The 16,498-nt window shown below is 37.5% G+C and carries 13 protein-coding genes; 11 read left to right on the plus strand and 2 right to left on the minus strand.

Features of this window, described 5'->3' with window-relative positions; all coding sequences use genetic code 11:
* Nucleotides 1-35 precede the first annotated feature (35 nt).
* On the plus strand, nt 36-1,202 hold the full coding sequence (locus IGJ18_RS00155) for a spr1629 family repressor/antitoxin (protein ID WP_081128379.1): 1,167 nt from the start codon (nt 36-38) through the stop codon (nt 1,200-1,202).
* A 158-nt stretch (nt 1,203-1,360) separates the two neighbouring features.
* Here the strand turns inward: IGJ18_RS00155 and guaA are convergent, their stop codons facing one another.
* Together guaA and coaA are read right to left on the minus strand one after the other, a co-directional pair.
* The gene (gene guaA / locus IGJ18_RS00160; protein ID WP_010720480.1) at nt 1,361-2,926 is read right to left on the minus strand and encodes a glutamine-hydrolyzing GMP synthase; all 1,566 of its coding nucleotides are present in this window, start codon (nt 2,924-2,926) and stop codon (nt 1,361-1,363) included.
* A gap of 59 nt (nt 2,927-2,985) precedes the next feature.
* Complete coding sequence (gene coaA, locus IGJ18_RS00165) at nt 2,986-3,909, minus strand: type I pantothenate kinase (RefSeq protein WP_010720479.1); 924 nt, start codon at nt 3,907-3,909, stop codon at nt 2,986-2,988.
* A 265-nt stretch (nt 3,910-4,174) separates the two neighbouring features.
* On the opposite strand from coaA, the gene IGJ18_RS00170 reads away from it, so the two are divergent.
* From IGJ18_RS00170 to IGJ18_RS00215, 10 genes are all read left to right on the plus strand, one after another.
* Nucleotides 4,175-4,780, plus strand: a complete 606-nt coding sequence (locus tag IGJ18_RS00170; RefSeq protein WP_010736788.1) for a class I SAM-dependent methyltransferase — start codon at nt 4,175-4,177, stop codon at nt 4,778-4,780.
* Nucleotides 4,781-5,133: 353 nt separating this feature from the next.
* On the plus strand, nt 5,134-7,455 hold the full coding sequence (locus IGJ18_RS00175; RefSeq protein ID WP_438842707.1) for a hypothetical protein: 2,322 nt from the start codon (nt 5,134-5,136) through the stop codon (nt 7,453-7,455).
* Between the two features lie 168 nt (nt 7,456-7,623).
* On the plus strand, nt 7,624-8,640 hold the full coding sequence (locus IGJ18_RS00180) for a LacI family DNA-binding transcriptional regulator (RefSeq protein ID WP_010720475.1): 1,017 nt from the start codon (nt 7,624-7,626) through the stop codon (nt 8,638-8,640).
* Nucleotides 8,641-8,780: 140 nt separating this feature from the next.
* Nucleotides 8,781-10,082: a pyrimidine-nucleoside phosphorylase gene (locus IGJ18_RS00185; protein ID WP_438842708.1), complete on the plus strand. Its 1,302-nt coding sequence runs from the start codon at nt 8,781-8,783 to the stop codon at nt 10,080-10,082.
* 14 nt (nt 10,083-10,096) lie between these two features.
* Nucleotides 10,097-10,759: a deoxyribose-phosphate aldolase gene (gene deoC, locus IGJ18_RS00190; RefSeq protein ID WP_010720473.1), complete on the plus strand. Its 663-nt coding sequence runs from the start codon at nt 10,097-10,099 to the stop codon at nt 10,757-10,759.
* Between the two features lie 17 nt (nt 10,760-10,776).
* The gene (locus IGJ18_RS00195; RefSeq protein ID WP_010720472.1) at nt 10,777-11,175 is read left to right on the plus strand and encodes a cytidine deaminase; all 399 of its coding nucleotides are present in this window, start codon (nt 10,777-10,779) and stop codon (nt 11,173-11,175) included.
* Nucleotides 11,176-11,248: 73 nt separating this feature from the next.
* Entirely contained in the window at nt 11,249-12,331 is a 1,083-nt protein-coding gene (locus IGJ18_RS00200) for a BMP family lipoprotein (RefSeq protein ID WP_010720471.1), read from the plus strand.
* A gap of 500 nt (nt 12,332-12,831) precedes the next feature.
* Nucleotides 12,832-14,394: an ABC transporter ATP-binding protein gene (locus IGJ18_RS00205; protein WP_010720470.1), complete on the plus strand. Its 1,563-nt coding sequence runs from the start codon at nt 12,832-12,834 to the stop codon at nt 14,392-14,394.
* A complete protein-coding gene (locus tag IGJ18_RS00210) occupies nt 14,387-15,520 on the plus strand; it encodes an ABC transporter permease (RefSeq protein WP_010720469.1) in 1,134 nt (377 codons plus the stop codon). The genes IGJ18_RS00205 and IGJ18_RS00210 overlap by 8 nt, the downstream gene beginning before the upstream one ends.
* On the plus strand, nt 15,520-16,476 hold the full coding sequence (locus IGJ18_RS00215; protein ID WP_010720468.1) for an ABC transporter permease: 957 nt from the start codon (nt 15,520-15,522) through the stop codon (nt 16,474-16,476). Before IGJ18_RS00210 ends, IGJ18_RS00215 begins: the two co-directional genes overlap by 1 nt.
* The last annotated feature ends 22 nt before the right edge of the window (nt 16,477-16,498 follow it).

The following is a 16,498-nucleotide window of genomic DNA, read 5'->3' on the forward strand; positions in this document are numbered from 1 at the left end:
TTCCCAGTGCAGTGTATTAAGAAAGGAAGAGCACAATGTTTTATGGGAAAAATCTGCAAATAATTAGGATGTTGCATGGTCTTTCACGTAAGGAACTTGGAGAAAAACTACGAGTATCTGAACAATCGATATGGCAATTTGAAAAACAAATGATAGAACCATCATTTGAAAATATCTTACAAATGAAAGAAATTTTGCAAGTGAAATCCACTTTTTTCTTTGAAGAATTCCGTGTTGAAAAGACCTTTTTTGAAAATAATGTTGCGTATAGAAAAGCAGATATTTCTTCTAGAAAAAAAACTAATAGTGAGATAGTCTATTTAAATGTGGCTTCTAAAGTGATTAATTATTTAGAAAGCTTTCTAAATGTACCACCTAATAAGTTATTAGATTTTAGACAAAAAAGTTCTGAAATTTTATTTGATGAAATAACAAATGAGAAAATAGAAAAGATTGCTACTCTTTCTAGAAAGTTTTTAGAAATTCAATCTGATAATGGTAACCTATTATTATCATTAGAAAAGTCAGGAATTTATGTTTTAGAAAAAAATGTTGGTGGGAAGGCAGATGCTTATAGTGCATGGTCAACAGAAGATGTCCCAATCATTGTATTAGGTATAAAAAAATCGGCAGTGAGAAGAAATTTTGATTTAGCTCATGAATTAGGACATTTGTTACTACACCCGTATGTTGACTTTTCTCTGTTAGATAAAAATGAACGACAACAAGTAGAAAGAGAAGCAGATTATTTTGCTTCATGTTTTTTATTGCCGTCAGAAATTATTCAAAAAGACTTAGAAAAAATAAAGAAGATATCAAATCCAGATAGTTATATCTCTTTAAAGGCCAAATACAATGTATCCATTCAAGCTCTTGAAATGCGAGCTTATAAATTAGGATTTCTTACACCAAAACAACATAGCTATTTTTATCGACAAATTGCTATAAAAAATTACAGATTAGAAGAACCCTTGGATAGGGAAATTGTATTTAAGCGTCCTGGAAAAATCCGAAGTATTTTCAACTTGGTTCTAACGAATAAGTTAACTGATTTATCAAGCATTGAAAATAATTTTAGGATTAATAGAAGCTTGTTAGAAAAAATGTTTTCGATTGAACCTGATTTCTTCGGTCCCTTTGCAAAAGAAGAAAATTTTACAGATTTAAATAATGTTTTGAAACTTAATTTTGGTTCTGTATAGTTTACAAGTTTTATCAAAGGATAGATTTGATTTTAGAAACGAAGGATCCATTATCGACAGAAAAAAGAATAATAAACACAAGTGTGACCAAACTGTGATCACACTAAAAGAAACCCGCTAGAAAACCTATGACATAGGCTTTTCTAGCGGGTTGTTTCTTATTCCCACTCCACAGTTGCAGGTGGTTTAGAAGTGATGTCGTACACGATACGGTTGACGTGAGCGACTTCGTTTACGATGCGGACAGAGATTTTTTGTAAAACATCCCATGGGATACGGGCAAAGTCTGCTGTCATCCCATCAATAGAAGTGACTGCACGGATACCTACTGTATAGTCGTAAGTACGGCCATCGCCCATTACACCGACAGAGCGGATTCCTGGTAGAACAGTGAAATATTGCCAAATGTCACGATCTAAGCCAGCTGCTGCGATTTCTTCACGTAAGATCGCATCTGATTCACGGACGATTTCTAGTTTTTCTTCACTGATTTCTCCCAAGACACGGATACCTAGACCAGGACCTGGGAAAGGTTGACGCCAAACGATTGAATCTGGCATTCCTAGTTGTGTTCCTAATTCACGGACTTCATCTTTGAATAATGTGTTCAAAGGTTCGATCAATTGGAATTGCATGTCTTCTGGTAGACCACCCACGTTATGGTGAGATTTGATCGTTTGAGCAGTTTCCGTTCCACTTTCGATCACATCAGTATAAAGTGTTCCTTGGGCTAAGAAAGCAATTCCTTCTTCTCCCGCTAATTTTGTTGCTTCATCATCAAAAACATACACAAATTCATTACCAATGATTTTACGTTTTTGCTCAGGATCAGAAACGCCGGCTAACTTGTCTAAGAAACGTTTTCTTGCATCCACTTTGATAATATTTAGACCAAATTTCCCGCCTAAGCTTTCCATTACTTGGTCTGCTTCGCCTTTACGCAATAAACCATGGTCAACAAAGATGGAAGTTAGCTGATCACCGATTGCTTTTTGTAAAAGAACACCAACGACACTAGAATCCACGCCGCCAGAAAGTCCAAGCAATACTTTTTTATCGCCAACTTGTTCACGAATTTTTTCGATTTGCATATCGATGAAGTTATTCATTGTCCAGTTTCCTTCACAATGACAAACATCAAAAGCAAAATGACGGAGTAATTCGATTCCGTATTCAGAATGACGAACTTCTGCATGGAATTGGATACCATAGAAATTACGTTTTGTGTCTTGGATGGATGCGATCGGGCAGTCTTTACTTGTACCAACGATTTCAAATCCTTCAGGAACTTGGGTTACTAAGTCCCCGTGGCTCATCCAAACGGTTTGTTGTTTAGGTGTGTCATTGAACAATACTGCATCGTCACTGGTTACTTCTAACTGAGCTTTTCCGTATTCACGGTTTTTAGCTGGTTCAACTTTCCCACCTAGCTTATACGTAATCAATTGCATACCGTAGCAAATACCCAATACAGGAATCCCTAAGTTAAAGATTTCTGGATCGATTCCAAAAGCATTTTCATCATACACACTGTTAGGACCACCGGAAAGAATGATTCCTTTTGGATTCATTGCTTTTACTTCTTCAGCAGAAACCCGATGGCTCAATAATTCAGAAAAAACTCCTAAATCACGGATGCGTCGTGTAATCAATTGGTTATACTGGCTACCGTAGTCTAATACGATAATCTTTTCAACGTTTGTCATGTCGGCAACGTTTGTCACATTTATTACCCCTATCCCTTTAAATTTTATCTCAAAATAGAATAAACTATTTTAAAATGCTAATATTTTCGCATGAAAATCGAATCAATAATATGATTTTCAGTTTTATGGAGAATTATATCTGCTCTGCCACGAGTAGGCAAGATATATTCGTTTAAATTTTTCAAATTCACATTTTTCCATACTTCTTGCGCCATTTTAAATGCATCGTCACGATCGCCAATAGCAAATTGATAGTAATAATTTTGTGGATTTTGAAAAGCGGTGTCGAGTAAGGCACCGAATCGATCTAAATACCATTTTTCAATTAATGATGAATCAGCATCAACATAAACAGAAAAATCAAAAAAATCACTGACATAGATTTGTTGATTAGCAGGCAGTTGCAGCGTGTTGATTCCTTCAACAATCAGAATATCAGGTTGTTGGATCAATTCATATTCGCCAGGAATGATATTGTAAATGTCATGTGAATAAACAGGTACTTTTATTTCTTCCTGACCGGATTTTACTCGATTAAGAAAATCGATCAACATCTCCATATCATAACTTTCTGGGAATCCTTTACGATTCATGATCCCTCGTTCTTTTAACGTTTCATTAGGATACAAAAAACCATCAGTTGTAATCAACTGAACATTCCTGCGTTTAAATGTACGTGATAAGATCGTTTGTAACAGGCGAGCTGTTGTGCTTTTTCCAACGGCAACACTCCCAGCAATTCCAATAATAAATGGCGGTACTTCGACATATTTATGAAGAAATAGACCTTTACTTAATGAAAGAGATTCAAATTCTTTCATGTATAGATAAATCAAATGAGCAAGAGGAACATAGATATCTCGAACATCTTGCATTGAAATACGGTCATTTAAACTTTTGATGTTATCTAGCTCGTCTTGGGTCAAAGGTGCTTGTCCATTACGATAAAATTCACGCCATTCTTCTCTTGCCACACGGTAGTAGTTCATTGGATCATTCATAATAGCCTCCTGCATTCTCCCATCAATGGAATCATTTTAACATAAAACACGGCTAAACCCCACCACTAAACGAGAATGGTTATAAGTCTCTTATTTTTAAGTGAATAACTGTTAACTGAATAAATAAAAAGGATGACATATCAAAATTCATTCTGTTCGTGTTTCTGATCAACTATTTATTTAAACTAGGAAAAATAGACATTGCATGCCAATTGATAAAAGGATAGACTAAGAAACAAGAAACAATATAAAAAGGATGAACGATATGACGAATCATTATTATTCGCAAGAGCCAACGACAGAACATGACTTTGAACAATGGTCATTTGAATTAAAAGGAAAAAACTTCCAATTTGTAACAGATTCAGGAGTATTTTCACGTGAAACAGTCGACTTTGGTTCACGAGTGTTAATTGATACCTTTAATTGGGAAGAGTTGCCAGCTGATGGCAAAATTTTGGATGTTGGTTGTGGCTATGGTCCGATTGGATTGGCGATCGCTTTTGCTAGTCAGCGATTTGTTGAGATGGTCGATATTAACTCTCGGGCAGTAGAATTAGCTCAAGGAAATGCGAACCGCAATGGGATCAAACAGGTGGATATTCATCAATCGAATATCTATGAAGCAGTTCATGAAGAAACTTATGCAGCAATCGTCAGCAATCCGCCAATTCGTGCCGGTAAAAAAGTGGTACACGAAATTTTAACCGAAGCATATCCAAGGTTAAAATCGGGTGGAACACTAACCATTGTCATTCAAAAAAAACAAGGGGCTCCTAGTGCAAAAAGCAAAATGGCAGAGACCTTTGGGAATGCTGAAATCGTCCATAAAGAGAAAGGGTACTATATCATCAAAAGTATCAAAGAATAACTGTTTGATTGTGGGTGTTTGAGACTAAATAAAAAGCTATGACAAAATAACACACTCTAAAAGCAACCGAAGAATCCTAAAATAGAAGTAACTATTTGCGGGTTCTTCGGTTTATTTTTGTCCCTTTCTTTCTATTAAAAAACAGGCGATAGGTACTCTAGGTCATGGGAATATGGAGATCGTAAAAAAGTTGATGAAAGGAGTGAGACACTTCGCTAACTAGTGGAACTTTTTCCTATTGAAAAGTGGCGTATTTCAAGGAGCTAATAATTGAATAACGTTTCTTCCTTTTTTAGAAAACAAAACTAGCATGGTATTGAAAAATTTGAGTGACTTGAAAGGAGAATAAAAAGATGACACAAACCAGAATGATAGTAGATACTAAATCTATTTTAGAATTACCCATGTATAACCAGGAAAACGTATTAAGGTATTTAGAAAAAGACCATGTCGAAATGGCTACAACATTTAAAGCATGGGAAGAAAAGGCGAAGGGGATCGTCCAGAACAATAAAACGAAAAGAGAAAAATTAAATAGCAAAAGAGAAAAAAGTGAAGTTCAGCCAGATGATCAACATGTTGCTTTAACAAATGAACTTTTAGATCTCTTAGATGGATTAGTACATCATGGTTTGCATCAGTATCGTCCCACGTTGGTGTCTAAGTATAAAAATCTATTGATATGGAAAGATCAAGAAAAATTTGATTTCTTACTTAAGAATCGAGATGCTAAGAACGGGTTCACTCAAATCATGAACGACAAGCCTATGATTAAGCTTTACCAAAAAAAGCCAAAGAAATTTGCTCAGATCAAAAAAGGCTACCATTCTCAAAAAAACAACGATGTCCTATTTGTTGGAAACATGCTGCTGTTTGAACTACTTGATTTTTCTCGCTCAGAGAGGGAACAACTGGTAAAAGAATTTCTAACCCATACGATTCCCAATGATCAGCGACGAGACAACTTAAATCAAGAAATTCAAAATCGTCCTGCGGCAACGCTTGACAAGCTTTCACAGAGAAATAAAACAGTCTATTGGGAGTTTGTTAGTATTAGAAGTGTGGCAGATTATTCTAAAGTAAAACATGTGAAAGAACAAATTGATCATCAAGATGGATTGACTCCAGAAGAAAAACAGGCCCTTCATAACGATTTAGATGCACGTATCGCCAAATTTAATAGTCAAGCTATACTGTTTGAAGAAGCAGTCGCGGATCTAAGTGAAAAAAATAAGGATTTACATAAGATGTTCAAAAAAGATGTACCACAAGAGCGAATTGACTTGCTCAAACGAATCAAAGATGAGTCAAATTTGGATTGGCTAACAAAGAATGTGTTGACCGAAGAATTAGTAAGAAAACAAGTGGCTCAAGAAAAACTAGATACATATAAAGCACTGATGAGTGACAAACAATTGACCCGAGAAGTGATAGCTAGCATCAAACAAAGCAAAGAGTATTCAGAAGAAATAAAAAAAGCTCTCATTTCTGAAATTAATCCCTCAGAGGAAGCGAAAAAGAACAACATCAAAAAAATATCAGTTATCAAACAGGAATTTTTCATTAGAAAGCAACTGTTAGAAGTACTAAAAGAACGAGTGGCAACGGATAAAACCTATCAGCCGCTTTTTGAACAAATAGAAAAAGCCACGAATAGTAATGAAAAACAAAAGGAACATGTAACTGCTCAAAGTGATATCAAAGAGTGCCAAAAGTTTATAAGTGAAAATAAATGGGAAAAGGAAATGATTAAAAGAATCAATCAAGAGGAACGAATCCCTCCACATTTGAAAGTAATCGTTTTATCTGAGTTAAAGGAACCAACAGCAAAAAATCAACGAGTTGGTGGAGAAAATCGGCAAGATTCCACACTTGTTGCTCTTGTTTTAAAGTCTCACGTTCAAAATATACAACTAGGATACCAACAAGAGGTTTCTCAAAAGACGAAGAAGGAGCAACAAATTGATCATCGCATGATTAAATACGAACAAAAGTTACAAAAAATTCTAAAGATAAGAACAGGACTCTTTGATGCCATAAATAGATTTGAGAGCCAAGAGAAACAACTGATAGGGGATGGGGGAAAGATTTCTGTTCCCAAGGATGAACAAGAAAAAGCCAGTCAACAAGCTACGCTGACTAAAAAAGATTTGCAAGAGAATGAAGAGCAGAGGCTAGCTATGGATATCGGAGAGCTTCTTATGAAAGGAAATACGGCAGACTATTTTCAGGCAGTCGATAAACATGATTTAAACTTTTTAAATCTTAGGCAACAAGTAAGGCAAGATCCAAAGATTCCTATTGAAAATAAAAAACCTTTCCTTGAACAGCTAACAACGATGATCGCCACGGATCGAACGGCAGGTTATCAAAAAGAGCTTCAACTTTTTTCATCTGTTCGAGAAAAGATTCTAGAACTCCATAATGAAATCTTAAACGATCAGGAAATAGCTCATGATGAGAAAAAAATACTTCTCAAGCAGGTAGATGGAATGGTAGGAGCGATTGAAAAACGGGATTCTGAACATATAGCTGCTGATCATTTAGTAACCCAAAGTCAGAAGTCTTCTTTGAGTGAGAAAGTAACTAGTGCAATCAATAATAGAAAAGATCAATCGCTAGTTACTCAAGCCAATGAAAAAACTCCTATGAAAGAGAAGAACAATGACAGATGATCGGCAGTTGCAGAAGTTTTTAAGAAGTCAGTTTAGGAAATTGGCACTTTCCAAGCTATTTATTTTTATTAGTGAATAAAAGATTTTTTCTTATTTTTTTCTATCTATTCTTTTTTATATGCTTTTGGTAAACTAAAAAAGAATTTACATCATAAAGGAGGAGAAGAAGTGAAACTAACGATCCGAGACATTGCAGAAATGGCAGGTGTTTCAGTCACCACTGTATCACAAATTTTAAATAATAAAGGGAGCCGCTTTAGTGATAAAACACGAAAAAAAGTCCTGAATATTGTTAACGAGCACCATTATAAACCAGATTACTTTGCCTCGAATGTGATCAATCGTCATTCTAAAACGATTGGTATGATCGTGCCAGATGTCACTGACTTCTTCTTTTCTAAATTGATTGAAGGGGTCGAGAGTTACTTGAATCCACTGGGGTATGTGATCATGCTTTGCAACTCTCGTCATAGTCAAGAAAATGAGATCAAGTATTTAAAAGAATTGGCTCATCGCTCAGTGGATGGAATCTTATTGGCTACGCCCAATGTTTTGCCAGATGACTATTCTTTAGATAGTGGTTTTTATAAAAATATGCCGATTATTTTGATTGATCGTGGATTGAATACCAGAGATAATGGTCGGTTGATCGTAAAAGAGTATGAGGGGGCTTATCAAGCAGTTTCTTTGTTTATTAAGAACGGTCATACCAAAATCGGTATGCTCAAAGAAACAACAGGCTATTACCAGTTAGAAGAACGGTTCAACGGGTATCGTCATGCACTAAAGGATCATGGAATCCCTTTCAATGGAAAGTATGTAGAACAAGGGGAGTTGACGGTCCAAGGTGGATACGAGGCGTCTAAACGGCTCTTAAAGCACAAAGATCTTACAGCAATTTTTTGTGGAAATGATGCAATGGCGATTGGTTGTTACCAAGCGATTGATGAATTAGGCAAAAAAATCCCCGATGATATTTCAGTTATTGGTTTCGATGGGTTGAAGTTATCCGAGTATATGATCCCTCAATTGACAACAGTGAAACAGCCAAGTTCTGATATTGGATTTTATGCCGCAAGATTTTTGATCGACACGATCGAGTTCCCGCAACGCAAAGTTCCGAACAAAGTCTTTGAAACAAAATTAATTATTCGTGAGAGCATAAAAACATTGACAAAGGGATAACTCAGCGTTATATTGCTTATGTAAGTGTTTACAAAGGCGGTGAGTAGCTCTTTGTATTCTTAGTAAACTGGTTTACTAAAGTGGTTTACCTTTTGGAAAATTCCTGTATAATACCGAATGAAGACGAGGAGGATCAAGCAATGCGAATGGTGGATCTGATTGAAAAAAAGCGAGACGGAAATGAATTATCGACAAAAGATATCGAGTATATTATTACAAAATACACGAATGGTGAAATTCCAGATTATCAAATCAGCGCATTGTTGATGGCGATCTTTTATCAAGATATGACCGATAGAGAAATCACGGATTTAACACTTGCCATTGCCCACTCAGGAGATGTCATTGATTTAAGTCCTTTAGATGGGATCAAAGTGGATAAACACTCTACAGGTGGTGTGGGAGATACGACAACGTTGATCTTAGCACCTTTAGTCGCAAGTGTGGGTGTTACAGTTGCCAAAATGTCTGGTAGAGGTTTGGGGTATACAGGTGGTACGCTGGATAAACTAGAAGCAATTCCTGGATTTCAAATCGAGCTTTCTGATGAAGCGTTTATCCGAATTGTCAATGAGAGTAAAGTGGCTGTTATTGGACAATCAGGAAATCTTGCACCAGCAGATAAAAAACTTTATGCTTTGCGGGATGTGACTGCGACAGTGGATTCGATTCCTTTGATTGCCAGTTCGATCATGAGTAAGAAAATTGCCGCAGGAGCAGATGCGATCGTTTTAGACGTGACGACAGGTGACGGCGCCTTTATGAAGAATATTGAAGATGCTAGACGTTTAGCAAAAACAATGACTAGTATTGGAAAATTAGCTCATCGTCAGACAGTAGCCGTAATTTCTGATATGTCTGAACCTCTTGGTGAAGCAATTGGTAATAGTCTTGAAGTTGTGGAAGCAATTGAAACGTTAAACGGCAATGGACCAGAAGACTTGCTGGAAATGTGTTATGCATTAGGGAGTCAGATGGTGGTCTTAGCCAATCAAGCAGCAACAATCGAAGAAGCTAGAAGTTTACTGCAAGAAGCACTAGAATCTGGCAAAGCCTTAGACAAATTTAAGGAAATGATCCGTAATCAAGGTGGAGATGACTCTATCGTAGACCAACCAGAACGATTACTGACAGCTAAGTATGTTGTTGAGTTGCCAGCCAAATCGAGTGGTATTGTCTCAAAACTCGTTGCGAATGAGTTGGGGATTGCAGCTATGATGTTAGGTGCAGGACGCAAAACTAAAGAAGATGATATTGATCACGCAGTTGGTCTTAAATTAAATAAAAAAATTGGTGATCCTGTAAAAGAGGGAGAATCATTGTTGACAATCTATAGTAATACAAAAGAGATTTCTTCTGTTCAAGAATTGCTCTATCAAAATATCCAAATTAGTGACTCGGCTGAAAAGCCTACATTGATACATGATATCATCACCGAATAAAAGGAGAGAAAAAAATGGAATTGAACCGAATGATCGATCACACCATCTTAAAAGCAGATGCTTCTCAAGAAGACGTTATGCGAATTATTGAAGAAGCAAAGAAATACCATTTCTATTCTGTTTGTATCAACCCAACATGGGTCGCACTAGCAAAAGAACAATTAAAAGGCGAACCAGTGGCAGTATGTACAGTAATTGGCTTTCCTTTAGGAGCTAATACTGCTGAAACTAAGGCTTTTGAAACTACAAATGCGATTGAAAATGGCGCAGATGAAGTGGATATGGTCATCAATATTGGGGCAATGAAGTCTCAACAGTTTGATAAAGTCCAAAAAGATATTGAAGCAGTGGTTGCAGCGGCCAAAGATCGTGCTTTAGTCAAAGTCATCATCGAAACAGCTTTATTAAATCATGAGGAAATTGTAAAAGCTTGTGAGCTGGCAAAAGCTGCTGGGGCAGACTTTGTTAAAACTTCTACAGGATTTTCAACTGGCGGAGCAAAAGTCGAAGATGTTCGTTTAATGCGTGAAACTGTTGGACCTGAAATGGGTGTGAAAGCATCTGGTGGTATCCATAACGAAGCTGAAGCTTTGGCAATGATTGAAGCTGGTGCGACAAGAATTGGCACCAGTGCAGGAGTTTCGATTATGTCAGGATCTACTGGCGAAGGCTATTAAGTAGTAAGGGGAAGCTTATGACAGAAGTGAAGCAAGAATGGATCAACATTGCAGTAGAAGCATTGGATAAAGCATATGTACCATATTCACATTTTCCAGTAGGTGCATGTTTAGTCACTGAATCTGGAAAAACGTATCAAGGGGTCAACATCGAAAATGCCTCGTTTGGTTTAACCAATTGTGCGGAGCGCACGGCTTTTTTCAAAGCTGTTTCTGAAGGAGAAAAAGAGTTTACTCATTTAGTAGTGGCTGGTCATACGCCAGAGCCAATTTCTCCTTGTGGTGCTTGTCGTCAAGTAATGGCTGAGTTTTGTGTACCAGACATGCCGGTAACTTTAGTAGGGGATAACGGTGTGACTAAGGCAATGACGGTTAAAGAACTATTACCTTACGCCTTTACAGAAAAAGATCTATAGAATTATCACTCATGTTCATTCAGTCAGCTGACTGTTGAAAAATAAAACAATTATTTTAGGGGGCTTTACAGAAATGAAAAAAGCAAAATTATTTGGTTTAAGTGCTGTAGCGTTATCTGCTGGGTTATTATTGGGCGCATGTGGCAGCGGATCAGATTCAACTGATTCAACCGGTGGAAACAGCGGTTCAAAAACAGCAACTGCAGCATTGATCACAGATACGGGCGGTGTTGATGACCGTTCATTCAACCAGTCAGCTTGGGAAGGACTACAAGCTTGGGGGAAAGATCATGATCTATCACGTGGGAATGATGGGTTCCAATATTTCCAATCAGCAAATGAATCAGATTATATCCCTAATATTGACCAAGCTTTGAATGCAGGTTTTAAAACAATCTTTGGTATTGGTTATAAATTGAAGCCAGCTATTGAAGAGCAAGCTGCATCAAATCCTGAAACAAACTTTGCTATTATTGATGACGTTATCGACGGCAAAGACAACGTGGTTTCAGCAACATTTAAAGATAACGAAGCTTCTTATCTTGCTGGGATTGCCGCAGCTTACACAACTGAAACAAACACTGTTGGTTTCATTGGTGGAGTAAAAGGTGAAGTAATCGATCGTTTTGACGCAGGATTCAAAGCTGGTGTAGATGCTGGTGCAAAAGCTTTAAACAAAGAAATTAAAGTCTTGAATCAATATGCAGGAGACTTCTCAGCGCCAGATAAAGGACGTTCAATTGCTCAAGGAATGTATGCACAAAATGCAGATATCATTTTCCACGCATCTGGTGGTACTGGTAACGGTGTATTCCAAGAAGCGAAATCATTAAACGAATCAGGCGACAAAAAAGTTTGGGTTATCGGGGTTGACCGTGACCAATCGGACGAAGGCGAATACACTTTAAATGGTGAAAAGAAAAACTTTACTTTGACATCAACTCTAAAAGGTGTAGGAACTGTTGTTGAAGACTTAGCTCAAAAATCAGCTGATGGTGATTTCCCTGGTGGGGAACATACCGTTTACGGATTGAAAGAAGACGGTGTTGGTATCACAAAAGGTCAACTTTCAGAAAAAGCAGAAAAAGCTGTGAATGAAGCAAAAGAAAAAATCATCTCAGGAGATATCAAAGTACCAGAAACTCCTGAAAAATAATCAAACGAATTTCTATAGCCTTGTTGGACAATTGTTTGACAAGGCTATGGTTTAGTAAATAACTAACGATTGTTTCTTTATCAAGATGTTGCTGAAAAGCTATTGAGATTTCCTTCCTTAATGCTCAGGTCAAAGCGCTCTTTTCACAGCCTCTTGCTAAACGGCGTTCACAGCATTACTTCTGCGGAATTAAGCCCCAAAAAACAAAAATATGAAAAGCTATTTTCGTTTTTTTGTTCTTAATTCTTGAAGTAGAACATGCTGCTCACAGCCTCTTGCTAAACGGCGTTCAAAGAGCTGACCTTCGGCATTAAGTCAAAAAATCTCAAAACATGAAAAGCTGTTTCGAGATTTTCTTCCTTAATGCTCAGGTCAAAACGCTCTTTTCACAGCCTCTTGATAAGGGAATAATCCCCTGAAGTTTTTGCTTCAATTTGAGATTTTATGAAAAATCTTTGTTAATCGTTGCCTAGATAGAAATCGTTAGGATGTGAAAAATTGTGGTTCAAGAAAATATTGTCATCGAAATGCGGAATATCACCAAACAGTTTGGTACGTTCAAAGCAAATGACAACATCAACTTGCAAGTGAAAGCAGGAGAGATCCACGCTTTACTTGGAGAAAATGGTGCCGGAAAATCAACCTTGATGAATGTGCTCTCAGGCCTTTTAGAGCCAACATCAGGTGAAATACTGATGCATGGGAAAGAAGTGAAAATTACAAGTCCGACAAAAGCGAACCAGCTAGGTATCGGAATGGTCCATCAGCACTTTATGCTTGTGGATGCATTTACTGTTACTGAAAATATTGTTTTGGGAAGTGAGCCAAGTCGAGCAGGGGTACTTGATCGTCGCCAAGCACGTGAAGAAATCCAAAAGCTTTCTGAACAATATGGTTTATCGGTCAATCCTGATGCGTATGTCCGAGATATCTCTGTTGGGATGGAACAACGGGTAGAAATCTTAAAAACACTTTATCGTGGGGCAGATGTCTTGATTTTTGACGAACCTACAGCAGTATTAACGCCACAAGAGATTGACGAACTGATTGTAATCATGAAAGAGTTGGTCAAAGAAGGAAAATCGATCATTTTGATCACCCATAAGTTAGATGAGATTAAAGCTGTAGCAGATCGTTGTACAGTTATCCGTCGTGGTAAAGGGATTGGTACAGTAAATGTAAAAGATGTCTCTTCACAACAATTGGCAGATATGATGGTTGGACGTACGGTTTCATTTAAGACAATGAAGAAAGAAAGTCAGCCTCAAGAAGTTGTGTTATCGATTGAAAATCTAGTGGTTAAAGAAAACCGAGGATTGGACGCAGTCAAAGACCTAAGTTTAGAAGTACGAGCAGGAGAAGTTTTAGGAATTGCTGGTATTGATGGTAACGGACAGTCAGAATTGATCCAGGCGTTAACCGGTTTACGTAAAGCAGAAAGTGGAACGATTCGCTTAAAAGATGAAGATATCACGAATAAAAAGCCAAGAAAAATTACGGAGGCTGGTGTAGGACATGTGCCCGAAGACCGTCATAAGTATGGCTTAGTGCTGGATATGACGTTAGCGGAGAATATTGCTTTACAAAATTATTACCAAAAACCTTACAGTAGAAATGGCTTATTGAATTATTCTTTGATCAATGAACATGCACGAGAATTAATCGAAGAGTATGATGTTCGAACAACGAATGAACTTGTGCCAGCAAAAGCATTATCAGGTGGGAATCAACAAAAAGCAATTATTGCTCGGGAAATCGATCGTGATCCTGACTTGTTGATCGTTGCTAATCCGACACGTGGGCTAGATGTTGGAGCAATCGAGTTTATTCATAAACGTTTGATTGAACAAAGAGACAAATACAAAGCGGTCTTATTGATTAGTTTTGAATTAGAAGAAATTTTGAATGTTTCTGATCGTATTGCGGTACTCCACGAAGGAAAAATCGTGGGAATCGTTGATCCAAAAGAAACTTCTGAAAATGAACTAGGATTACTTATGGCGGGCTATTCTTTAGAAGAAGCAAGAAAAGAGTTAGAAAAGGTTGGTGGCGCACATGAATGATCGCAATGAAAAGATACGTAATCTCCTAGTTCCTATTTTTTCGGTAATTCTAGGTTTAGTTTTAGGTGCTATCTTGATGGCAGCTTTTGGTTATAACCCAGGGCAAGGTTATTCTTCAATGTTAAATGCGTCCCTTGGTTCTCAAAGAAGTATTGGTGAAACATTACGGCAAGCAACACCGTTGATTTTTACTGCATTAGGTTTTTCTGTTGCGAACTCAGCAGGATTCTTCAATATCGGGCTTTCGGGACAAGCACTCTGTGGTTGGATCGTTAGTGTGTGGGTAGCACTTGCCTTTCCTGATCTGCCAAAAGTCATTTTATTACCGACTTGTGTGATTTTAGGTGCTTTGGCAGGAGCCTTGGCTGCGGCTATTCCAGGGGTGTTAAGAGCCTTTTTCGGTACAAGTGAAGTAATCGTCACTATTATGATGAACTATATTTTACTTTATTTAAGTACTTTTGCTTTACATGACATCATGCCAGATACGTATCGTTCAAGCTTAGATTCTTCAAATTTGATTGGGCAAAATGCTTCTCTTAGATTACCTTGGCTGACACAAATGTTTGGCGGTTCTCGTGTAAATGCTGGTTTGTTTTTAGCATTGATTGCACTGGTTGTTGTTTGGCTATTGATGAAGAAAACGACGTTAGGCTTTGAAATTCGTTCGGTAGGTCTAAATCCTTTTGCTTCTGAGTATGCTGGAATGAGTAGTAAACGTACGATCGTCTTCTCCATGATGATTTCAGGCGCTTTAGCAGGACTTGGTGGAGTAGTCGAAGGATTAGGAACGTATCAAAACTTTTTCGTCCAAACAACTTCATTAGCCATCGGATTTGACGGAATGGCTGTGTCACTGTTAGGTTCTGGTTCAGCGATTGGAATTTTACTTTCAGCACTCTTGTTCAGTATCTTGAAAATCGGTGGTTTGGGGATGCAAACAGGTGCCGGTATACCATTTGAAATCGTAAATGTATCGATTGCATTGATTATTTTCTTTGTTGGGATCAACTTCTTGATTCGTTTCATTATGGCGAAATTCTTCCAAGGTAAAAAACAAGAAGCGATTGTGGAGACTGTTGAATCGAAACCAACAAATCAGAGTCAAGAAGGAGGAGAATTATAATGTCAACAACTGAGTTAATTGCTTTAATCCTCACTTCAACGTTGGTTTATTCAACACCATTAATTCTTACATCTTTAGGTGGAACTTTTTCTGAACGAAGTGGGATTGTCAATGTAGGTTTAGAAGGCATCATGGTTATGGGTGCTTTCAGTGCGGTAGTATTTAATCTAACCATGAGTCCTACCTTAGGAGACATGACACCATGGATCGCTATTTTAGTCGGTGGGATAGTTGGTGTGTTATTCTCTTTATTACATGCAGTAGCAACTGTTAGTTTACGTGCAGACCATATCATCAGCGGGACAGTTATCAACTTGATGGCACCAGCTTTGGGTGTATTTTTGATCAAAACATGGTATGGAAAAGGACAAACTGATAATATTTCAGTTAACTTAGGATATTTCTCATTTCCTGGATTATCAAAAATCCCTGTGATTGGACCAATTTTCTTTAAAAATACATTTTTACCAGCTTATTGTGCCATTTTAATTGCGATTCTTGCTTGGTTTATTATCTTTAAAACAAAGTTTGGACTTCGCTTACGCTCAGTGGGTGAAAATCCTCAAGCAGCGGATACATTGGGAATCAATGTTTACGCGATGCGTTATTCTGGGGTATTGATCTCTGGTTTACTTGGCGGAATGGGTGGCGCAGTATTCGCTCAATCGATTTCAGGGAATTTCTCTGCCGGAACGATCGTAGGTCAAGGGTTTATCTCAATGGCTGCTATGATCTTCGGTAAATGGAATCCACTAGGGGCAATGGGCGCTTCTTTATTCTTTGGCTTTGCGCAAAGTTTAAGTATCATCGGGGCTCAATTACCAGTGATTTCTTCGATACCGCCAGTATTGTTGCAGATTGCACCTTACCTATTAACCGTTATTGTGTTAGTAGCGTTCTTAGGAAAAGCATCTGGACCTAAAGCAAACGGTAAAAATTATATAAAATCAAAATAAACTTTTAGTGAATAAAAAGGGT

It is taken from the genome of Enterococcus sp. AZ078 (assembly GCF_051714985.1).
Taxonomy (GTDB): Bacteria; Bacillota; Bacilli; order Lactobacillales; family Enterococcaceae; genus Enterococcus_B; species Enterococcus_B hirae.